General features: G+C 70.2%; 14 protein-coding genes. 11 read left to right on the top strand and 3 right to left on the bottom strand.

Going from position 1 to position 22441, the window contains the following annotated elements; translation table 11 throughout:
* Positions 1 to 3 precede the first annotated feature (3 nt).
* Positions 4 to 1188, bottom strand: coding sequence for a muconate/chloromuconate family cycloisomerase (locus ACI7BZ_RS12840; protein WP_414117535.1), 1185 nt, complete (start codon positions 1186 to 1188; stop codon positions 4 to 6).
* Positions 1189 to 1260: 72 nt separating this feature from the next.
* Here ACI7BZ_RS12840 and ACI7BZ_RS12835 point away from each other — a divergent pair, with 72 nt between their 5' ends.
* Positions 1261 to 2193 (top strand): LysR family transcriptional regulator, encoded by a 933-nt coding sequence (locus ACI7BZ_RS12835; protein ID WP_414117534.1) that lies wholly within the window; start codon positions 1261 to 1263, stop codon positions 2191 to 2193.
* A gap of 137 nt (positions 2194 to 2330) precedes the next feature.
* Here ACI7BZ_RS12835 and ACI7BZ_RS12830 read toward each other — a convergent pair whose 3' ends face one another.
* Positions 2331 to 3074 carry an IclR family transcriptional regulator domain-containing protein gene (locus tag ACI7BZ_RS12830; protein ID WP_414119161.1) on the bottom strand — a complete coding sequence of 248 codons (744 nt, stop codon included), beginning with the start codon at positions 3072 to 3074 and terminating at the stop codon, positions 2331 to 2333.
* 163 nt (positions 3075 to 3237) lie between these two features.
* Between ACI7BZ_RS12830 and ACI7BZ_RS12825 the strand changes: the two genes are divergently transcribed.
* From ACI7BZ_RS12825 to ACI7BZ_RS12790, 8 genes are all read left to right on the top strand, one after another.
* Positions 3238 to 4104 (top strand): CoA transferase subunit A, encoded by an 867-nt coding sequence (locus ACI7BZ_RS12825; protein ID WP_414117533.1) that lies wholly within the window; start codon positions 3238 to 3240, stop codon positions 4102 to 4104.
* A gap of 3 nt (positions 4105 to 4107) precedes the next feature.
* A complete protein-coding gene (locus ACI7BZ_RS12820) occupies positions 4108 to 4878 on the top strand; it encodes a CoA-transferase subunit beta (protein ID WP_414117532.1) in 771 nt (256 codons plus the stop codon).
* Complete coding sequence (gene pcaF, locus ACI7BZ_RS12815) at positions 4878 to 6083, top strand: 3-oxoadipyl-CoA thiolase (RefSeq protein ID WP_414117531.1); 1206 nt, start codon at positions 4878 to 4880, stop codon at positions 6081 to 6083. The genes ACI7BZ_RS12820 and pcaF overlap by 1 nt, the downstream gene beginning before the upstream one ends.
* Positions 6083 to 6868 (top strand): 3-oxoadipate enol-lactonase, encoded by a 786-nt coding sequence (pcaD, locus tag ACI7BZ_RS12810; RefSeq protein WP_414117530.1) that lies wholly within the window; start codon positions 6083 to 6085, stop codon positions 6866 to 6868. The genes pcaF and pcaD overlap by 1 nt, the downstream gene beginning before the upstream one ends.
* A 125-nt stretch (positions 6869 to 6993) precedes the next feature.
* Entirely contained in the window at positions 6994 to 8838 is a 1845-nt protein-coding gene (locus ACI7BZ_RS12805; RefSeq protein WP_414117529.1) for a type I secretion system permease/ATPase, read from the top strand.
* Positions 8838 to 10142: an HlyD family type I secretion periplasmic adaptor subunit gene (locus ACI7BZ_RS12800; RefSeq protein ID WP_414117528.1), complete on the top strand. Its 1305-nt coding sequence runs from the start codon at positions 8838 to 8840 to the stop codon at positions 10140 to 10142. Before ACI7BZ_RS12805 ends, ACI7BZ_RS12800 begins: the two co-directional genes overlap by 1 nt.
* A gap of 287 nt (positions 10143 to 10429) precedes the next feature.
* On the top strand, positions 10430 to 18616 hold the full coding sequence (locus ACI7BZ_RS12795; protein WP_414117527.1) for an ExeM/NucH family extracellular endonuclease: 8187 nt from the start codon (positions 10430 to 10432) through the stop codon (positions 18614 to 18616).
* Between the two features lie 339 nt (positions 18617 to 18955).
* Positions 18956 to 19966, top strand: a complete 1011-nt coding sequence (locus ACI7BZ_RS12790; protein ID WP_414117526.1) for a polysaccharide deacetylase family protein — start codon at positions 18956 to 18958, stop codon at positions 19964 to 19966.
* Positions 19967 to 20008: 42 nt separating this feature from the next.
* Here ACI7BZ_RS12790 and otnC read toward each other — a convergent pair whose 3' ends face one another.
* Complete coding sequence (otnC, locus tag ACI7BZ_RS12785; RefSeq protein WP_414117525.1) at positions 20009 to 20674, bottom strand: 3-oxo-tetronate 4-phosphate decarboxylase; 666 nt, start codon at positions 20672 to 20674, stop codon at positions 20009 to 20011.
* A gap of 182 nt (positions 20675 to 20856) precedes the next feature.
* On the opposite strand from otnC, the gene ltnD reads away from it, so the two are divergent.
* Together ltnD and ACI7BZ_RS12775 are read left to right on the top strand one after the other, a co-directional pair.
* Positions 20857 to 21801 carry an L-threonate dehydrogenase gene (ltnD, locus tag ACI7BZ_RS12780; RefSeq protein WP_414117524.1) on the top strand — a complete coding sequence of 315 codons (945 nt, stop codon included), beginning with the start codon at positions 20857 to 20859 and terminating at the stop codon, positions 21799 to 21801.
* Between the two features lie 316 nt (positions 21802 to 22117).
* Entirely contained in the window at positions 22118 to 22399 is a 282-nt protein-coding gene (locus tag ACI7BZ_RS12775; RefSeq protein WP_414117523.1) for a cysteine rich repeat-containing protein, read from the top strand.
* The last annotated feature ends 42 nt before the right edge of the window (positions 22400 to 22441 follow it).

Raw genomic sequence — 22441 nt, 5'->3', positions numbered from 1 at the left:
GGCTCAGGCCCCCACTTTCAGCGCGGCGATGGACAGGGTGCGGCGGGCGCCATCGCGGCGGAAGCGGGCGATGCGGTCCTCGTCGAGGGTGAGGCCGAGGCCGGGGCCGGCGGGGACGGCAAGCTCGAAGTCGCGATAATCGAGGGGCTCGGCCAGGATCTCCTCGGTCAGCAGCAGCGGGCCGAACAGCTCGGTGCCCCAGGCGAGGTTGGGGAAGGTGGAAAACAGGTGCGCGGCGGCGGTGGTGGCCACCGCGCCCTCCAGCATGGTGCCGCCGTAGAGGCCGATGCCCGCGGCATCGGCGATGGCGCCCACCCGGCCGGCGGCGAACAGGCCGCCCGATTGCTCGATCTTCACCGCGAACACATCGGCGGCGCGGGCCGCGGCCAGCTCGAAGGCGCTGGCCGGGCCCTGCAGCAGCTCGTCCGCCATCACCGGCAGGTGGCCGCGGGCGGTCAGGCGCGCCAGCGCCGCGCCCGAGGCCACCGGCTGCTCGGCCAGGTCGCAGCCGGCATCCGCCAGGGCGGGCAGAGCGAAGGCCGCCTCGCTCTCGCTCCACGCCATGTTCACATCCACCCGCACGCTGGCGCGATCGCCCAGCGCCGCCTTGATGGCGGCCACATGGGCCACGTCCGTGCGCACCTCGTGGCGGCCGATCTTGAGCTTGAAGATGCGGTGGCGGCGGCGCTGCAGCATCTCCTCGGCCTCGGCGATGTCGCGGCCGGTGTCGCCGGAGGCCAGCGTCCAGGCCACCGGCAGGCGCTCGCGCACCCGCCCGCCCAGCAGTTCCGAGAGCGGCAGGCCCAGCCGCTTGCCCTGGGCATCCAGAAGCGCCGTTTCGATAGCGCAGCGGGCGAAGTGATTGCCCTTCACCACCTTGCCGATGGTGGCCATGGTGGCCTGGATGCGGGCGGGATCACACGCCAGCAGCACCGGCGCCATATAGGTGTCGATGGCCAGCTTCATACCTTCGGGGCTTTCCGGCCCATAGGCCAGGCCGGCAATGGTTGTGCCCTCCCCCACCCCGACGATGCCATCGGACATGTGGAGGCGGACCAGCATGAGGGTCTGCCCCTCCAGGGTCGCGACCGACAGGCGATGGGGCCGGATGGTGGGCAGATCAACGAGAAGGGTCTCGATCCGCTCGACGCTCAGCGCAGGCTTGGAAGGGGTCGCATGTATCGTCATGCGAATGTGATAGGCGCGACGATGAGGCAAATCCAAAACCGAGTTGGTCTGGTTGTATACCCTCAGGGTATGATGGACGTTCGCCAGCTTCGCTATTTCGTCGCCGTCGCGCAGGAGCGCAATTTCAGCCGCGCGGCCGAGCGCCTGCATATCGCCCAGCCGCCCCTGAGCCGGCAGATCCAGGCGCTGGAGGAGGACCTGGGCGTCCTGCTCATCGACCGCAGCGAGCGGCCGCTGAAGCTCACCGAGGCCGGGCGCTTCTTCTACGAGCAGGCGCTGCAGATGATCGGCCGCATGGAGCAGATCCGCGACACCACCCGCCAGCTGGGCCGCTCCGGCCGCAGCCTGTTCGTGGTGGGCTGCGTCGCCTCCACCCTCTATGGCGGCATGCCCGACCTCGCCCGCCGCATGCGCCGGCTCTGGCCGGACCTGGAGATCGAGCTGAAGGAGATGATTTCCAGCCTGCAGGTGCAGGCCCTGAAGGAAGGGCGCATCGACGTGGGCTTCGGCCGCGTGCGCGTCACCGATCCGGCCATCGAGCGCATCATCCTGCGGGAGGAACGCCTCGTGCTGGCCCTGCCGCTGGACCACCCGAAGGCCGCCGCCAAGGCGCCCCTGCCCCTGGCCACGCTGGAGGAGGAGAGCCTCATCCTCTATCCCTCCGAGCCGCGCCCCAGCTTCGCCGACGAGGTGCTGTCGCTGCTGGCCGACCGGCACGTGCGGCCGGCGGCGATCCAGGAGGTGCGCGAGCTGCAGATGGCCCTTGGGCTGGTGGCCGCCGATGCCGGCGTCACCATCGTGCCCGCGGCGGCCCAGCGTCTGCGCAGCTACGACGTGGCCTATCGCCATTTCGACGACCGCAAGCTGGTCTCGCCCATCATCATGAGCTACCGCGCCAACGACCGCTCCGGCCGGATCGAGGAGATCAAGCAGCTGATCCGCGAGATGTATGCGGCGCAGCCCGACTGGCTCCAGCTCTCCGAAAACCGCCTGCTGCCGCCGTAGGCGCGGTCCACCTCATGGAATCGAAAAGGACCCGCCCGGCCGCGGGTCGGGCGGGAGAGTCGGGCGGGCAGGTCGGGCGGGCAAGTCAGGCGGGAGAGCCGGACAGGCAAGTCGGGCGGGAAAGTCAGGCGGGAAGGTCAGGCAGGAAGGTCCGCCAGCTCCCGCAGTTCGGCCGCCGTGCGCAGGAGCTGCGGCAGGATGCGGGCGACGAGATCCGCGGCCCCGGCCCGGTTCGCGGCCACCCCCACGTTCAGCGCCGCCACCACGCGCCCGGCGGGATCGCGCACCGGCACGGCGATGGAGCGCAGCCCCGGTTCCAGCTCCTGGTCGATCACGCAATGGCCCTGCGCCGCCACCCGCTCCAGCTCCGCGCGCAGCTCCGCCGCGCCGGTGCGGGTGAAGGGCGTGCGGGCGGGAAACGGCGCCCCGGCCAGAGCGGCCTCGCGCGCCTCGGCCGGCAATGCGGCCAGCAGCACCCGCCCCATGGAGGTGCAATAGGCCGGCAGCCGGCTGCCCACCTGGAGCGCGATGGAAAGGATGCGCCGGGTTTCGGAGCGGGCGACATAGACCACGTCGCCCCCCTGCAGCACGCCGATGGAGCAGGATTCGCCCACCGTGTCGCGCAGGGCGTCGAGGTGCGGCTGGGCCGCCTCGGCGAAGCGGGTGGAGGTGAGGTAGGCCCGCGCCAGCGTCAGCAGCAGCGGGCGCAGCCGCCATTCGCCATGCTCGGCGGCCAGGTAGCCCAGCCGCTCCAAAGTATAGAGGCAGCGCCGCGCCGCCGGGCGCGGCAGGCCGGTGAGCGCCGCCGCCCGGCTGACGGAGAGCCGCGGCTCGGCCTCGAACGCGCGCAGCACCAGAAGGCCGCGGGCCAGGGACAGCATGAAATCGGGGTCGCCCGCGAAGGCATCCAGCGCGGCAGCGGGGGTGGGCCCCGGCACAGCCGCGGCAGCCGGAGGAGGATTTTGCTTGACCATCGCCGCCGCCTGATCTTGATTATCGAATATCGTACATGTTGTACGATTATCGGTCAAGCACGGATTTCCGATGGCCCGCTTCCTCACCCTTGCCGAAGCCTGCGAAGAGGTCGTCCGCGATGGCGATTGCGTCGCCTTCGAGGGCTTCACCCATCTCATCCCCTATGCCGCCGGCCATGAGGTGATCCGCCAGAAGCGGCGCGAGCTTTCCCTCGTGCGCATGACGCCGGACATCCTCTACGACCAGATGATCGGCTGCGGCATGGCCCGCAAGCTCACCTTCTCCTGGGGCGGCAACCCCGGGGTGGGCTCGGCTCACCGCATCCGCGAGGCGGTGGAGCAGGGCTGGCCGCGCCCCATCGAGATCGAGGAGCACAGCCACGCGGCCATGGCGGCGGCCTATGCGGCGGGCGCGTCCAACCTGCCGTTCGCGGTGCTGCGCGGCTATCGCGGCGCCGAGCTGGTGCGGGTGAACCCCGCCATCCGCTCCGTCACCTGCCCCTATACGGGCGAGGTGCTCGCCACCGTGCCGGCGGTGCGCCCCGATGCGGCGGTGATCCACGCCCAGAAGGCCGACCGCGAAGGCAATGTGCTCATCGAGGGCATCGTCGGCGTGCAGAAGGAAGCGGTGCTCGCCGCCCGGCGCTCGCTGGTGACGGTGGAGGAGATCGTGGACGACCTGCGCGGCACCACCCATCCCAATGCCTGCATCCTGCCGGGCTGGGCCATCACCGCCGTGGTGGCGGTGCCGGGCGGGGCCTTCCCCTCCTATGCCCACGGCTATTACCCGCGCAGCAACGCCTTCTATCTCGCCTGGGACCCCATCTCCCGCGACCGCGACGCCTTCGCCGCCTGGATGGAGGAGAATGTCATGCGCCAGGGCCCGCAGGCCTTCGCCGCCCACGCCCGCCCCGCCAACGCCGGAAAGGCGGCCTGAGCCATGAGCAGCTACACCGCCACCGAGATCATGACAATTGCCGCCGCGCGGCTCCTCTCCAGCACCGACGTGTGCTTCGTCGGCATCGGCGCGCCCTCCGCCGCCTGCAACCTGGCGCGCCTCACCCATGCGCCGGGCATCACCCTCATCTATGAGAGCGGAACCATCGCCACCCGGCCCAATGTTCTGCCCTTGTCCATCGGCGACGGCGAATTGTGCGAGACGGCGCTGGCCACCGTGCCGGTGCCGGAGATGTTCGCCTACTGGCTGCAGGGCGGGCGCATCACCGTCGGCTTTCTCGGCGCCGCGCAGATCGACGCCTTCGCCAACCTCAACACCACGGTGGTCGGCCCCTACGACAAGCCCAAGACCCGCCTGCCCGGCGGCGGCGGCGCGCCGGAGATCGCCACCAACTGCCAGGAGGTCTTCATCATCCTGAAGCAGTCGAGGCGCGGCTTCGTGGACCGGCTGGATTTCGTCACCTCCATGGGCCACGGCCGCGGGGCGGGCGACCGGGAGAAGCTCGGCATCACCACCAAGGGACCCACCCAGGTCATCACCGACCTGTGCATCCTGCGGCCCGACCCGCAGAGCCGGGAACTCACGGTGGAGAGCCTGCATCCCGGCGTCACCCGCCAGCAGGTGGCCGACAACACCGGCTGGGCGGTGAAGTTCGCCGCCCATGTGGAGGAGACCCCCGCCCCCACCGCCGAGGAACTGGACGTTCTGCGCGCCCTCAACGAACGCACCCGCCAAGCCCATGGAAACGCCTGATGACTGAAGCCTTCCTCTGCGACGGCGTTCGCACCCCCATCGGCCGCTTCGGCGGCGCCCTCGCCCACACCCGCGCCGACGACCTCGCCGCCCTGCCCATCAAGGCGCTGCTGGCCCGCAACCCCGGCCTCGACCCGGCGGCGGTGGACGAGGTGATCCTCGGCTGCGCCAACCAGGCGGGCGAGGACAATCGCGACGTGGCCCGCATGGCCCTGCTGCTCGCCGGCCTGCCGCCGCAGGTGCCCGGCGTCACCGTCAACCGCCTGTGCGCCTCCGGGCTGGAGGCGGTGGGCCAGGCCGCCCGCGCCGTGCGCACCGGCGAGGTGGGCCTCGCCATTGCCGGCGGGGTGGAGAACATGACTCGATCGCCCCTGGTCATGGCCAAGGCGGAGACCGCCTTCGCCCGCACCGCCCGCATCGAGGACACCACCATCGGCTGGCGCTTCGTGAACCCGCTGATGAAGGCGCAATACGGGGTCGATTCCATGCCGGAGACCGGCGAGAACGTGGCCGAGGCGTTCGCGATCACCCGGGCGGAGCAGGACGCCTACGCCTACCAGAGCCAGATGCGCGCCGCCGCCGCCCAGGCCGACGGCTTCTTCGCCGGCGAGATCATCGCGGTGGAGGTGAAGGACGCCAAGGGCCGGCCCTTCACCTTCGACACCGACGAGCACCCGCGCGCCGACACCACCCTCGAAGGCCTCGCGGCGCTGAAGACCCCCTTCCGCAATCCCGGCACGGTGACCGCCGGCAATGCCTCCGGCGTGAACGACGGGGCAGCGGCGCTCATCGTCGCCAGCGCGGCGCAGGTGAAGGCGCAGGGGCTCACCCCCCTCGCCCGCATCCTCGGCATGGCCTCCGCCGGGGTGGAGCCGCGGGTGATGGGCATCGGCCCGGTGCCCGCCTCCCGCCGGCTGATGGCGCAGCTGGGCCTGAGCATGGACGATTTCGGCGTCATCGAGATCAACGAGGCGTTCGCCTCCCAGGTCATCGCCTCCATGCGCGAACTGGGCGCCGACCCGGCCGAGGCGCGGGTGAACCGCCATGGCGGCGGCATCGCCCTCGGCCATCCCCTGGGCATGAGCGGCGCGCGCATCGCCCTCACCGCCGCCCGCACCCTGCAGAAGACCGGGGAGCGCCGCGCCCTCGTCACCCTCTGCGTGGGCGTGGGCCAGGGCCTTGCCCTTGCGCTGGAGCGGGTGTGATGACGCACGCACATGTCACCCTCGGCGACGGCTGCCGCATCGCCTACCGGTTCGACGGGCCGCAGGCGGCGCCGGTGCTGCTGCTCTCCAATTCCCTCGGCACCCGCTGGGAGATGTGGGAGCCGCAGATGGCGGCCTTTACCGCCGGCTTCCGCGTGCTGCGCTATGACAGCCGCGGCCATGGCCGCTCCGATGCGCCGGCCGGCGCCTATGGCATGGACCGGCTGGGCCGCGACGTGATCGAGCTGCTGGACGCCCTCGGGCTGGAGCGGGTGCATGTGTGCGGCCTCTCCAAGGGCGGCATGGTGGGCCAGTGGCTGGGGGCACGGGCGCCGGAGCGGCTCGGCCGCCTGGTTCTGGCCAACACCTCGGCCTTCATGGGCCCGCCCGCGGGCTGGGATGCGCGCATCGCCGCCGTGGCGGCAGGCGGCATGGCGGCCCTTGTGGATGCGGTGATCGCCCGCTGGTTCACCCCCGGCTTCGTGGCGCAGGCGCCGCAGGCGGTGGCCCCGGTGCGCGACATGCTGCTGGCCACCAGTCCCGCCGGCTATGCCGGCTGCTGCGCCGCCATCCGCGACATGGACCTGCGCCTCACTGCCCCCCTCGTGCGGGCGCCCACCCTCGTCATCACCGGGGACGCCGACCCGGCGACGCCGCCGCAGGAAGGCGCCTTTATCGCCGCGGCCGTCCCCGGCGCCCGCCACGCCACCCTGCCGGCGGCCCACCTGTCCAACGTGGAGCAGGCGGAGGGCTTTTCCTCCGCCGTGCTCGGCTTCCTCAGCTGAGGCGCGGCCCCGGCCGGCCCGCGCCGGTATGATGATGTCACAAAACCGACGCTGGCCGCGGCTAGGAAGACCCTTCTCCGGCGCGGTGCGCCAAGGGGGCAGACCTTTACCAGCCGACGATTGTCATGAGCAGCCGACCCAGCAAGGGCGGAGCGGGACAGCGCCCCGCCCCTGACCTCCCGACGCGCGCGCTCGCCACCTGCCGCCGCGCCTTCCTGGCGGTCGGGGCCTTCTCGGCCGTGGTGAACGTGCTGATGCTCACCGGCTCGCTCTACATGCTCCAGGTCTACGACCGGGTGCTGCCCTCGCGCAGCCTGCCCACGCTGGTGGCGCTCTCCATCATCGTCATGGTCCTTTATGCGGTGCAGGGCCTGTTCGACTGGCTGCGCCAGCGCATCCTCGGGCGCATCGCCGTGGTGCTGGACCAGGCGCTGTCCGGCCCGGTGGTGGCCGCCATCCTGCGCGGTCCGCTGCGCCGGCGGGAGGAGGCCAGCGGCCTGCAGCTCTCGCGCGACCTCGACACGGTGCGCTCCTTCCTGTCCGGTCTCGGCCCCACCACCCTGTTCGACCTGCCGTGGATGCCGCTCTACGTATTCGCCTGCTTCCTGCTCCACCCCTATCTGGGCTGGACTCTGGTGGGCGGCGCCCTGGTTCTGGTCAGCCTCACCCTCATCACCGAATGGCGCACCCGCAAGCCGGTGCGTGCCGCCGCCCAGTCCGGGGCGGATCGCGCGGTGGTGCTGGAGGCGGCGCGGCGCAATGCGGAGGTGGTGGCGGCCCTCGGCATGGAGCAGCGGGTGGTGCGCCGCTTCGAGGACAAGGGCGCGGACTATCTTGAGGCGCAGCAGCGGGCGGCCGACATTGCCGGCGGCCTCGGCGCGCTCTCCAAGGTGCTGCGCTTCATGCTGCAATCGGCCATGCTGGGCATGGGCGCCTTCCTCGTCATCTCCGGGGCGGCCTCCCCCGGGGTCATGATCGCCTCCTCGGTCATCGCCAGCCGTGCCCTCGCCCCCATCGAGCTGGCCATTTCCAGCTGGCGGCCCTTCCTGTCGGCGCGCCAGTCGTGGCAGCGGCTGCGCAACGCCTTGGCCGAGCCGGACGCGGCGCGCCCCGTCGCCCCCGAGCGCGCCCACAGCAAGCTGACGCTGGAGCAGGTGGCGGTGGCGGCGCCGGGCACCACCACCCCCATCGTCCAGGGCGTCTCCTTCGTGCTGGAGGCCGGGCAGGCGGTGGGCGTCATCGGCCCGTCGGCCTCCGGCAAGTCCACCCTCGCCCGCGCCCTGGTGGGGGTGTGGCCCACCCTGCGCGGCGAGCTGCGGCTCGACGGCGCCACCCTGGACCAGTGGCCGGCGGAGGTGCGTGGCGCCATGACCGGCTACCTGCCGCAGGACGTGGAGCTGTTCGACGGCACCGTGGCCGAGAACATCGCCCGCTTCGATCCCGACGCCGCGGAGGCCGGCATCCTGGCCGCCGCCAAGGCCGCCGGCGCCTATGACATGATCCTGCGCCTGCCGGAGGGCTTCAACACCCGCATCGGCGAAGGCGGCTGCGCCCTTTCCGGCGGCCAGCGCCAGCGCCTGGGCCTCGCCCGCGCGCTCTATGGCGATCCCTTCCTGGTGGTGCTGGACGAGCCCAACGCCAATCTCGACGCCGAGGGCGAGGCCGCCCTCACCGAGGCCATCAAGGGCGTGCGGGCGCGGGGCGGCATCTGCGTGGTCATCGCCCACCGGCCGTCCGCCATCGCCGCCGCCGACATGGTGCTGGCCATGGCGCAGGGCCAGGTGCAGGCGTTCGGCCCCAAGGACGAGGTGCTGCGCAAGAGCCTCGCCCAGCGCGACGCCAAGGCGGCCCCCGCCGCCGCGCCCAATCCCCCACCCGCGCCGAAACCCATGCCCGCGGCGGCGGCCGCCCCCGGCCCCGTCACGGTGAAGCCGCGGGTGGTGGTGAACCGCGGGCAGGAGGGGCGCTGATGGCCAGGCCGCGGCTCGATCCCTTCCGCGACATCCGCATCGCCGCCATCGTCGGGCTCTGCATCATGGTGGGGCTGCTGGGCACGGCCGGCGTGTGGGCCACCACCGCCCCCCTCGCCGGCGCGGTCATCGCCTCCGGGCAGGTGGTGGTGGAAAGCAATGTGCGCCGCATCCAGCATCCCACCGGCGGCGTGGTCGGCGAGATCCGCGTGAACGACGGCGACCTGGTGAAGGCCGGCGACATCCTGCTGCGGCTCGACGAGACCACCGCGCGCGCCAACCTTGCCATGGTGGACAACCAGCTCAACCAGCTGCGCGCCCGCAAGGCGCGCCTGGAGGCCGAGCGCGACGGCCGCCGCGACCTGGACCTGCCGCCGGAGCTGGAACGGCAGGCGCAGGACCCCGCCATCGCCCGCATCATTGCCGGCGAGACCACCCTGTTCCTGTCCCGCCGCACCGCCCTGGAGGGCCAGGTGTCCCAGCTGCGCGAGCGCATCGAGCAGACGCGGGAGGAGATCCGCGGCCTCGCCGCCCAGGTGGACTCGAAGCAGGAGCAGATCCGAATCATCGAGCTGGAGCTGGAAGGCGTGCGCAAGCTGTTCCGGGCGAACCTCGTCGCCATGTCCCGGCTCACCGGGCTGGAGCGCGAGGCGGCGCGCCTTGCCGGCGAGGCCGGCCAGCTGGTGGCGGAAACCGCCCGGGCCAGGGGCCGCATCACCGAGACCGAATTGCAGATCATCCAGATCAGCCAGGAGCAGCGGCGCGAGGTGGCCACCGAGCTGCGCGACGTGGAGGCCAAGATCGCCGACCTGGTGGAACGCCGGGTGGCGGCGCTGGACCAGCTGGAGCGCATCGACGTGCGGGCGCCCCTGGCCGGCTTCGTGCACGAAAAGGCGGTGCACACCATCGGCGGCGTCATCGCCGCGGGCGAGCAGATCATGCTCATCGTGCCCGAGCGCGACGGGATGGTGGTGGAAGCGCGCATCGAGCCGCAGATGATCGACCGCCTCAAGGTGGGGCAGGATGTGACGCTGCGCTTCTCCGCCTTTGACAGCGCCACCACGCCGGACCTGTCCGGCGTGCTCACCCGCGTTGCGGCGGACCTGACGCGCGACCCCCAGAGCGGCATGGCCTTCTATGTGGTGCGAATCGGCCTTCGCGACGGGGAAACGGCCAAGCTCGCCGGCAAGGCGCTGATGCCCGGCATGCCGGTGGAAGCCTTCATCCGCACCGGCCAGCGCACCGCCCTCGCCTATCTGATGAAGCCGGTGGAAGACCAGGTGATGCGGGCCTTCCGCCACTGACACCGCCCGCCACCGACACCGCCCCGCCGGCAGCCGTCGCATCTGTATAGATATTTGCCGAATAAGTATTGATGCATCGACTTTATGCCATGCGTCCTTCTGACCATACCTCCGGCATGTCATGGTCGGTACAGATTTCATTCATGCCCCTGTTATAATCGCCTCCTAGCTTCCGCCGCGTCATTCCCTGAAGGGACATTGGTGCCGGTGACACTTGGCGGCGACGCCGGCACACACGCAGACATCCCATAATTGCCGTCGTTCGTTTTTCGAAAGCGAGCGCAGCCATGACGACGACCCCCCACGTCCTGTCCGAGGGCGATTTTCTGCAGGACTGGACCGACACCGGCCTGATCTCCACCAATGACGACTGGTCCGCCGTGTCCGGCATCGTCGGCTACCTGGGCGACATCGACGCCGGCAGCCCCACCGCGGTCGATCCCACCACCCTGACGGCGGCCAGCCTCGGCGCCGTGGACGTGATCGCGAACCAGACGGCCACCACCATCACCAACGGCGGCGTGGCCGAGTTCGACACCCTCACCAACCCCACCGTCGCGCTGCAGGGCTCCGGCACCGCCGATGCGCCCAGCCTCGTCCTCTATCTCGACGCCACCGGCCGGCAGGACGTGACGCTCAGCTTCGACGCCCGCGACATCGACGGCTCGGGCGACAACGCCGCCCAGCCCATCGCCGTGCAGTATCGCCTGGGCGACAGCGGTACCTGGACCAACGTGACCGGCGGCTATGTGGCCGACGTGACCACCGGCAGCACCGCCACCCAGTCCACCGCCTTCGACCTCACTTTGCCCGAGGCGGTGAACGGGCGGTCCGACCTGCAGGTGCGCATCCTCACCACCAATGCCGTCGGCAGCGACGAGTGGGTGGGCATCGACAACATCAAGGTGACGAGCGCTGCGGCGGCCGAGAGCCAGAGCGTCGGCTTCGCCCCGGCCTCGCTCTCCGTCTCCCTCAGCGAGGGCGACAGCGGCGAGACCCTCTTCAGCTTCACCGTGGAGCGCACCGGCGGGCTCACCGGCGACGTGTCCTTCTCCGGCTCCCTCGTGCCGCAGACCGCGACCCCGGACGACATCCGCGACGCCATCGCCTCCTTCGCCGGGCTCATCCTGGACGGCCAGGCGAGCACCACCTTCACCATCGCCGTCAACGGCGACACGGTGTTCGAGCTGGACGAGCGGTTCGACCTGACCCTGACCGAGGTGGTCAATTCCGCGGCCATCCCCACCGCGCTCAAGGCGGAGGCCGCCACCGCCGTCGCCACCATCGTCAATGACGATGCGGCCCCCGGCAACACGGTGGGCGGCATCACCATTCTCGACATGGCGGATTCGCTGGCCGGCTCGGTGGAGACGCCGGTGGCCACCAACACGCTGGAGGTCACCCGCCGCGGCTCCTGGATTTCGGGCGACGGGGAAGGCGGCGCGGAAAGCATCACCTTCGACGCCGGCTCCAAGCGCGCCTTCGTCACCAACGCCGCCGACGACGCGGTGGACATCCTCGACATCTCCGACCCCTTCGCCCCGGTGAAGGTAGGCGAGATCGACCTTTCCACCCTTGCCGGCTACGGCGAGGTGAATTCGGTGGCGGCGAAGGACGGCATCATCGCCGTGGCGGTGCAGAATGCCGACGGCGGCGAGGCGGGCCTCGTGGCCCTCTACGACACCAGCGGCACCCTCCTGAACACCCTCACCGTGGGCGTGCTGCCCGACCAGCTCACCTTCAGCCCGGACGGCAAGCTGCTGCTGGTGGCCAACGAGGCCGAGCCCTACAATGACGAGACCGCGGGCGTGATCGAGAACGCCTCCGGCTCGGTGAGCGTCATCGACATGTCCGGCGGCGCGGCGGCGGCCACGGTGCGCAACACCATCGGCTTTTCCAGCCTCGACGGCTTCGAGAGCGAGCTGGCCGACCTCGGCATCAAGATCTTCGCCGGCTCGGACGACCTTGCCGCCCCCACCGCCTCCCAGGACATCGAGCCGGAATATGTGGCGGTCTCGCCCGACGGCACCAAGGCCTATGTGACGCTGCAGGAGGTGAATGCGGTGGCGGTCATCGACCTCACCGACACCGCCGCCGACAAGCCGGTCTCCATCCTGCCGCTGGGCTATGTGGACTTCTCCCTCACCGGCAACGAGGGCGACTTCTCCGACCGTGACGGCGCCGGCAGTACCGCCTCCATCTCGGTGGGCAATACGCCGGTGAACGGCCTGCTGCAGCCCGACGCCATCGCCTCGTTCGAGGTGGACGGCGCCACCTATTTCATCACCGCCAACGAGGGCGACAGCCGCATCGTGCAGAACGGGGAGGAGGGGCTGAACGAGGCCCGCGCCTCCACCTACGGCGGCACCACGGCGGACTATGCCCGCTACAATGTGGACACCACCTGGTCCAGCGCCGGCGATCTCTATGGCTTCGGCGGCCGCGGCTTCTCCATCTTCAAGCAGAATGCCGACGGCACCATCGAGAAGGTGGAGGAGACCGGCGGCGACTTCGAGCAGATCCTCGCCGCCCTGCCCAACGCCACCGCGGTGTTCAACGGCCAGAACGGCGGGGAGTTCGACACCCGCTCCGACAACAAGGCGGCCGAGCCGGAAGGCGTGACCGTGGGCGAGGTGAACGGGGCGACCTACGCCTTCGTGGCGCTGGAGCGCATCGGCGGCGTGATGGTGTGGGACGTGTCCAACCCCGAGGACGCCAAGTACGTCACCTACGTGCCGGCCACCTCGGACGATTACGGCCCGGAGGTCATCAAGTTCGTCAGCGCCGAGGAAAGCCCCACCGGCCGCGCGCTGCTGATGACTGCCAACGAGATTTCCGGCTCCGTCACGGTCTATGACCTGGAAGACCCGGCCGTCTCCAAGATCAGCGAGATCCAGGGCGAGGGTGCCACCTCCGGCATGATCGGCCAGACCGTGACGGTGGAAGCCATCGTGGTGGGCGACTTCCAGAACGGCGACGCCGACACCGGCCGCAACCTGAACGGCTTCTACCTGCAGGAAGAAGCCTTCGACGCCGACGGCAACCCGCTCACCTCCGAGGGCATCTTCGTCTATGGCGGCTCGGGCGACGTGAACATCGGCGACCGGGTGCGGGTGACCGCCACCGTCAGCGAATATTTCGGCATGACCCAGCTGAACGCCACCGCCATCGAGGTGATCGAGGCCGGCGCGGTTGCGGACGTGAACACCATGGCCGCCGAGATCGCCCTTCCGGCGGCGGGCGCGACCACCAGCCAGGACGGCGACTACCAGCCGGACCTGGAAGCCTACGAGGGCATGCTCGTCACCTTCACCGACGAGCTGACCATCACCGAGCAGTTCAACCTGGACCGCTTCAACGAAATCAAGCTGGTGGCCGGCGATCGCCCGGCCCAGTTCACCGCCGAGAACGCCCCGGATGCGGCGGCCTATGCCGACTATCTGGAAGCGCTGGGCGCGCGCACCATCACCTATGACGACGGCCTCAACAGCCAGAACCAGCCCATCACCAACCTCGACGGCTTCGGCCCCACCTACGACACCGCCACCGCCCCGCGCATGGGCGACACGGTGAGCGGGCTCACCGGCGTGCTGGACTACCAGTGGGCCGGCAATTCCTCCTCCGGCGCCACCTGGCGCGTGCGCTCGGTGGAGGACGGCGCCAACACCTTCGAGGACGGCAGCGTGCGGGAGGCCGAGCCGGCCGACGTGGGCGGCCGGCTCCAGGTGGCCTCCTTCAACGTGCTCAACTATTTCGTGACGCTGGACACCCTCGCCGACTCCAGCTCCGACCAGCCCGGCGACAACACCGCCGCCGGCTTCGACCCGCGCGGCGCCGACAGCGCCGAGGAGTTCGCCCGCCAGACCGAGAAGCTGGTGGACGCCATCATCGAGATCGACGCCGACGTGCTCGCCCTCGTGGAACTGGAGAACGACTTCCTCGCCGGCTCCGAGGGCAACGCCATTGAATATCTGGTGGACCAGCTCAATGCCGAGCTGGGCGCCGAGATCTACGCCTGGGTCGATCCCGGCACCCAGTTCGTCGGCGGCGACGCCATCGCGGTTGGCTTCATCTACAAGCCCTCCATGGTGACGGTGGCCTACGACACCTCCATCGAGATCCTGGACGACGCCGACCTGTCCGGCCTCGGCCTCCAGGGCCTGATCGACCAGAGCACGGTGGACGGCGTGTTCACCGGCGAGAACACCAGCCGCGCGGCCCTCGCGGTCACCTTCGAGGAAGTCGCCACCGGCGCCGAGTTCACGGCGGTGGCCAACCATCTGAAGTCGAAGAGCGGCACCGGCACCGAGGCCGACGCCGACCAGCTCGACGGCCAGGGCAACTGGCAGCAGCAGCGCGAGCTGGCCGCCACCGCCCTCACCGAATGGATGAAGACCGACCCCACCGGCTCGGGCGACGCCGACGTTCTGTTCCTCGGTGACTTCAACGCCTACGCCAAGGAAGATGCCATCGGCGTCCTCGAAGACGCCGGCTATGAAAACCTGCAGGACCGCACCGAAGACCCCTATTCCTATGTCTTCGACGGCCAGACCGGTTCCCTCGACTATATCTTCGCCAATGAAAGCCTGGCGGAGCAGGTCACCGGCGTCACCGAATGGCACATCAATGCCGATGAAGCCGACGCCCTCGACTACAACACTGATTTCGGGCGCGACCCGACCATCTTCGACGGCGACACGCCGGTGCGCGTGTCCGACCACGACCCCATCGTGATCGGTCTCAATCTCGTGGAGGAAGAACCCGTGGCTGACTATACGCTCCAGCTGCTCCACTTCTCTGACGGCGAAGCCGGCCTTCTCGCTTCCGAGACCGCGCCGAACCTTGCCGCCCTCGTGGACGCCTATGACGACGACTATTCCAACACCCTGATCCTCGCCGGCGGCGACAACTGGCTCCCGGGTCCCTTCCTCGCGGCCGGCACCGATCCCGCGGTGCGCGACGCCATCAACGAGGTGACCGGCTCCACCATGACCGGGACCATCCCGATCGCGGCCGCCGACATCGCCATCCACAACGTCATCGGCGTGGAAGCCTCGGCCCTCGGCAACCACGATTTCGACCTCGGCTCCAACGTGCTGGCGGCCTCGCTCTCGGCCGGCTCGGGCTGGGTGGGCGCGCAGTTCGTGTCGGTGTCCGCCAACCTGGTGGTGGGCCCCTCCTCGCCCTACTACACCGACCCCACCGCCACCGACTCGGCGCTCAACGCCATCTATGTGGATACGGTCGACTACAATGTGCAGGCGGGCGTGAACCAGCCGGCCACCACCACCGCCATCCCCGAGGCCTCCACGCTGAAGGGCAAGATCGTGCCGGCCGCGGTCATCACCGAGGGCGGCGAGAAGATCGGCATCGTCGGCGTCACCACCCAGATCCTGGAAACCATCTCCTCGCCCTCGGGCGCCGAGATCGCCGGCTATCCCGGCGGCGCCGGGGCCAACGGCGAGGTGGACGACATGGACCTGCTGGCCGCCCAGCTGCAGCCCATCATCGACGAGATGATCGCCGAGGGCGTGGACAAGATCATCCTCCAGTCGCACCTGCAGATCATCGGCAACGAGATCGAGCTGGCCTCCAAGCTCAAGGGCGTGGACATCATCCTCTCCGCCGGCTCCAACACCCGCATGGGTGACGCCGACGACGAGGCGGTGGCCTTCCCCGGCCATGCCGCGGACTTCGCCCTCGAATACCCGTATCTGGGCACCGACGCCGAGGGGAACCCGATCCTCATCGTCAACACCGACAACGAATACACCTACCTCGGCCGCCTGGTGGTGGACTTCGACGAGAACGGCCACATCATCACCGACAGCCTGGTGGCCAACCAGTCCATCAACGGCGCCATCGCCGCCACCGAAGAGAACGTGGCCGAGGCCTGGGAAACCACGGTGGACAATCTCGACGCCACCGCCTTCGCCGACGGCACCAAGGGCGGCGACGTCAAGACCATCACCGACGCCGTGCAGAGCGTGATCGACGTCAAGGACGGCAACGTCTACGGCTATTCCGACGTCTATCTCGAAGGCGAGCGCGGCCAGGTCCGCAACCAGGAAACCAACCTCGGCAACCTCTCCGCCGACGCCAATGCCGGCAGCCTCACCGGCGCGCTCACGGAGGCCCTGGGCACCGCGGCCGAAGCCACCTACGTGGTCTCGCTCAAGAACGGCGGCGGCATCCGCGCCCAGATCGGCACCATCTCGGCGCCCGATCCGGTGGACGGCACCGTGGACAAGCTGCCCCCGGACGGCGGCGTCTCGCAGCTCGACGTGGAGAATTCTCTGCGCTTCGACAACAAGCTGATCGCCTTCGACACCACCCCGGAAGGCCTCAAGGCCATCCTGGAGCACGGTGTGGCGGTCTATGGCAACCAGGGCCGCTTCCCGCAGATCGGCGGCGTTTCCTTCTCCTTCGATCCCGACGCGCCCGCGGGCAGCCGCATCCTCGACATGGCGCTGGTGGACGCGGAGGGCAACACCCTCGTGCAGCTCTATGACGACGGCGTGCTGCTGGAGGACGTGCCCGCCTCCATCTCGGTGGTGACGCTGAACTTCCTCGCCGACGGCGGCGACGGCTATCCCATCAAGGCCAACGGCGAGAACTTCCGCTACCTGCTCGCCGACGGCACCCTCGGCCCGGTGCTGGACGAGAGCCAGGCCCTGGTCGGCCTCGCCCCCACCGACGCCCTGGGCGAGCAGGCTGCGTTCGAGCGCTACATGCGCGAGAACCACGCCACCGAAGAGACCGCCTATGACCTCGCCGACACCGGCATGGCCGGCGACGAGCGCATCCAGAACCTCAACTACCGCGCCGAGGACACCGTTCTCGAAGCGGAGGCGGTGACCTTCTCCGGCGGCTCCGCTGCCGACATGACCGAAGGCGGGGCGCTGGCCGACGTGCTCTCCGGCAATGCCGGCAACGACATGCTCAAGGGCCACGGCGGCAACGACGTGCTGCGCGGCGGCGCGGGCGACGACCTCCTCATCGGCGGCTCGGGCGAGGACCTCCTTCTCGGCGGCGCCGGCGCGGACGAGATCTATGCCGGCGAACAGGCCGACGAGATCGAAGGCGGCCGCGGCGACGACATGCTCCTCGGCGGCGACGGCTCCGACACCTATTCCTACGAGGAGGGTGACGGCTCCGACACCATCGTCGAGGACGCCGGCCAGGACGGGGACACCGACACCCTGGTGTTCCAGGACATCGAATCCGACAAGGTCACCTTCGGCCGCGACGGCAACGATGTGGTGGTCCACCTTGAGGACGGCAGCACCGTCATCCTGAAGGACCAGGTGGACGGCTCCGGCGGCGTCGAGGAAATCGTCTTCGCCGACGGCGAGACCCTGGACCGCGACGCCATTCTCGGCAGCCTGGAGAACAGCGCCCCGGTGGCCGGCGCCGATGTGCTCGACCCGATGGCCGAGGACGCCGCCGCCTTCGAGGTGCCCTTCGCCGACCTCCTGGCCAACGACACCGACGGCGACGACGACGTGCTCACCATCACCGGCGTGAAGAACGCGGTGGGCGGCGTCGCCGAGCTGACCGCCACCGGCATCCGCTTCACCCCCGCGGCGAACTTCAACGGCGAGGCCTCCTTCGTCTATGAAGTGGCCGACGGCGAGGGCGGCACCGCCGCGGCCACGGCCTCCTTCACCATCACCGCCGTGAACGATGCCCCGGTCGCGGTGAACGATGCGGGCACCGCCGGGGAGAACGAGGCCAAGCTCTTCGACCTGCTGGCCAACGACACCGACGCGGAGGGCAACGCCCTCACCCTCGCCGGCATCGAGGTCGCCTCGGTCTCCGGCTTCGCCATCGACGCTGCCGATGCGGCGGAAGCCTTCTCCATCGTGGACGGCAAGGTGTCCTTCAATCCGGGCACCCTGTTCGACGACCTTGAGGACGGGGAGAATGCCGTCATCACCCTCGCCTATTCCGTCACCGACGGACAGGGCGGCAGCGACGAGGGCCAGTTCGTCCTCACCGTCGAGGGCACCTCGGACTACAACGTCATCACCGGCACCGACCGCAACCAGACCATCAACGGGACGGCGCTGGCCGACCTCATCGACGGCCTGGGCGGCAACGACCGCATCAATGCCGGCGACGGCGACGACTTCGTCATCGGCGGCCTCGGCAACGACAACCTGAAGGGCGATGCCGGCGCCGACCGCATCGACGGCGGTGCGGGCAACGACCAGCTGCGCGGCGGCACCGGGGGCGACGTGTTCGTCTTCCACAGCGGCTACGGCCGCGACACGGTGTTCGACTTCGAGGACGGCATCGACGCCATCGAGATCGACACGGACGACTATGCCGACTTCGCCGCTTTGGTGGCGGACGGTGCCATCACCAGCAACTTCTCCGGCACCCTCATCACCTTCGACGACGGCGCGCGGCTCACCCTGCGCGGCGTTTCCTCCGGGGCGCTCACCGCCGACGACTTCCGCTTCGTCTGAGGCTGCCCGGCGCCGCGGGCGGGGCGGATGCCTCGCACGCGGGCAAGGGGGCGGGTGCTGCGGCACGGCCGCCCGCCACGCCGGTCATGAAGCTGAAAGGGGCACCCCACGGGGTGCCCCTTTCTCATTCCACAGGGCCACACCTTGCGGCAATTTCAAGGCGTGATCCGGCCGCCCGGCCGCCGGCGGCAACCCGCCGCGCCAGTGCTGCGGCCATGCGGCCGCCTCGGTTGGCGGTACTGACGCACGGTCAGGTTGAAGCGCCGACAATTCACGATTTATCCACAAAAAGGGGCGAGGCTGCAGGGCAGGTGAAACCCTTGCTGGAAAGCCGCCGTCGTGAAGCCGCTCCTGATCGTCTCCGGATTTCTCGCCGTCAGCGCCGTGGGCGTCGGCCTCGCCATCGGCCCGCTGCTGCAGGCGTCCGCGGACGATGCGCCGGCCACCACCCAATCCATCACGCCCAAGGCCCCGCCGCCCGTGACCGCCGCGGTGGCGCCGGCCCCGGCTCCGGTGGCGCCGCCCCCGCCCAAGGTGGAGCCACGGCGGAACTACACCTACAAGTCGTTCGAGGTGGATGGCTCCTACATCGCCATGACCTTCGACGACGGCCCGAGCCCGGAGACCACCCCCAGGCTGCTCGCCATCCTCAAGGAGCGGGGCATCAAGGCCACCTTCTTCGTGCTCGGCACCATGGCGGCCAAGCATCCCGAGCTGCTGAAGCAGATCGCCGACGACGGGCACGAGATCGGCAACCATTCCTGGAGCCACCCGCAGCTCACGCGCATCAGCGCCGCGGCGGCGGACAAGCAGATCGCCGACACTTCCGAGATCGTCTTCCAGGCCACCGGCAAGCGCCCGCTCTACCTGCGCCCGCCCTACGGCTCCATGAAGCCGGCCCTGCGCAGCCACATCGAGCAGACCTTCGGCCTCTCCATCGTCAACTGGTCCGTGGACCCGAACGACTGGAAGGACCGCGACAGCCAGAAGGTCTATGACGCCATCATGGCGCAGGTGAAGCCGGGTGCCATCGTGCTCTCGCACGACATTTACGCCACCACGGTGGCGGCCATGCCCCGGGTGCTCGATGATCTCGCCGCCAAGGGCTACAAGTTCGCCACGCTCTCGCAGATGATCGCCATGGACAAGCCGCAGAAGCCGGTGGCCGTGGCCGCGCTGCAGCCCAACGGCCAGCCCAAGGCGCAGAAGCCCAAGCCCAACGCCAGCGCGAACGGCTCCGCCAAGCCGGCGTCCAAGCCGGTCGCGGCCAATTCCGCGGCAAAGCCCCAGGCGCCCAAGCCCTCCGCCGCGGCGAGCCCCGCCCAGCCGCGCGCCGGCAACCTCTATTGATCCGCGCGGCGGCCGGGCACCGCCCCGGCGGCCGGGGCGGCATCAGCCGTGGTCATGGTCGTGCTCCGGCAGGGTGAGGCCGAACACCTTCACCAGGTCGGCCACCTGTGCCGGTGAGAGATGGCGCGGGTTGAGCCCGCGCAGCAGCAGATAGAGCTTCGCCGTCTCCTCCAGCTCCTCGGTGGCGAACACCGCCGCCTCCAGCGTCTCGCCGGCCACCACCGGCCCGTGATTGGCCAGGAGCACCGAGGAATAGCGCCCCGCAAGGGAGCGGATGGCATCGGCCACGGCCGGGTCGCCGGGCCGGAAATAGGGCACCAGCGCCGTCTGCCCCGCCCGCATCAGATAATAGGGCGTCAAGGGCGGCAGCACCGCCCGGGGGTCGATCTCCGGCAGCATGGAGAGCGCCACCGCATGGGTGGAATGCAGGTGCACAATGGCCCGCGCGCCGGAACGGGACTCGTAAAGGGCGTTGTGCAGCGGGATTTCCTTGGTGGGCGCATCACCGGACAAAAGCCGCCCCTGCCCGTCGAGGCGCGAGATGCGCGCCGGATCGAGGAAGCCGAGGGAGGCGTTGGTGGGGGTCACCAGCCAGCCGCCGTCATCGAGCCGCAGGCTGATGTTGCCGGACGAGCCGGGGGTGAGCCCGCGCTCGAACAGGGAGCGCCCGAACCGGCAGATCTCTTCCCGCAGTTTCGCCTCGTCCATCCATTCCTCCCCGAAAGCCTGCCGCCGGGCTCGCACGAAAGCCGGACCGCCGGCAACAAGCGGACCCGCACAGGCGGCGCCGGCGCGCGGCTGAAACGATTTGATCCCATCCTGCGCCACGCTTACAAGAAGGGCAAACGCCAGCCTCCGGCCCAGCGCCGAACGCCATAAGGAACGCGGCCATGACGAATTCCGGGGAAACGCCAGCCCAAAGCCCACCCGCCACCACCTCCCGCGCCGCGGTGGTGGGCCTCGGCTCCATGGGCATGGGCATGGCCCTCTCGCTGCTGCGGGGGGGAATGGACGTGACTGGCTGCGACGCGGGCGCGCCCGCCGTGGAGCGCTTCGTGGCCCAGGGCGGCCGCGGCGCCTTGAGCCCGGCCGAGGCGGCGCGCGGCGCCGACCATGTGGTGAGCGTGGTGGTGAATGCGGCGCAGACCGAGGCCATCCTGTTCGGCCCCGGCGGCGTGGCGCAGACCCTGCCCGAGGGCGCCGTGTTCATCTCCTGCGCCACCATGGACCCGGAGGCGGCGCGCGGCCTGGCGCAGCGGCTGGAGGCCACCGGCCGGCATTATCTGGATGCGCCCATCAGCGGCGGCGCCCAGCGGGCGGCGGAAGGCGCGCTCACCATCCTGGCATCGGGCAGCGCGGCGGCCTTCGCGCGGGCGCGCCCCGCCCTCGACGCCATGGCGGCCAAGCTCTACGTGCTGGGCGATGCGCCGGGGCACGGCGCCGCCTTCAAGATGATCAACCAGCTCCTGGCCGGCGTGCACATCGCCGCCGCCTGCGAGGCCATGGCGTTCGCCGCCCGCCAGGGGCTCGACCTTGCCAAGGTGTATGAGGTGATCACCGCCTCCGCCGGCAACAGCTGGATGTTCGAGAACCGCATGCCCCACGTGCTGGACGGGGATTATGCCCCGCGCAGCGCCGTGGACATCTTCGTGAAGGATCTCGGCATCATCCAGGACATGGCCCGCAGCGCCCGGTTCCCGGTTCCGGTCTCGGCCGCCGCGCTGCAGATGTTCCTCATGGCCTCCGCCGCCGGCATGGGCCGCGACGATGACGCCTCCGTGGCCCGGCTCTATGCCCGCATCACCGGCACGAAGCTGCCCGGCGACGCCCCCTAGTGGATCAAGGCGTTGTGGTTCGACCTGGTCGCGACAGATGGGTTCTATCCGTCGCGGTCGAACCACTAGAGCCGGATCTGCCCATATGGAGCCGCGCCGCGGCTCCATATGGGCAGATCGCGCGCTGACGGGGCGGCCGGCGGCGTTACATTTCGTCACGAAACGTCACGTTGCCGGAATGCGGATGTAACCTGCCTTGGGGAGAGTGCCCGCAGTCGGCCGCCGCGCAGGGCGGCAGCGCCGGCTTAAGGAGCCGCCCCGCCTTCCGCCACCCCACGGGCGGGCGGGAGCAGGCCCCGGACACGGAGAAATCATCATGCGCCGTCGCCTCGTCACCGCCATCCGTCCCGCCGCCATCCTGACCCTGCCGGCGCTGTTCGCCGGCCTGTTCCTCGTCACCGGCGCCCAGGCGCAGAACATCTCCGGTGCCCAGCTCCAGGCCCTGCGCACCGCCTGCGAGGCCGATGTGAAGAAGCTGTGCAGCGGCATCCAGCCCGGCGGCGGCCGGCTCATCCAGTGCCTGCGGCAGCATCAGGCGGACGTCTCGCCCACCTGCAAGGACGGCCTCGCCAGCCTCGCCGCCGCCCCGAAGCAGTGAGCCCACGGCCGCGGGCACGGCCCGCGGCCCTTGCCGCCACTC

Origin of the sequence: Xanthobacter sp. AM11, from assembly GCF_047444035.1 — a bacterium.
GTDB lineage: Bacteria > Pseudomonadota > Alphaproteobacteria > Rhizobiales > Xanthobacteraceae > Xanthobacter.
The sequence above is the reverse complement of the archived record's forward strand: the minus strand, read 5'-3'. Positions and strand labels throughout refer to the sequence as shown.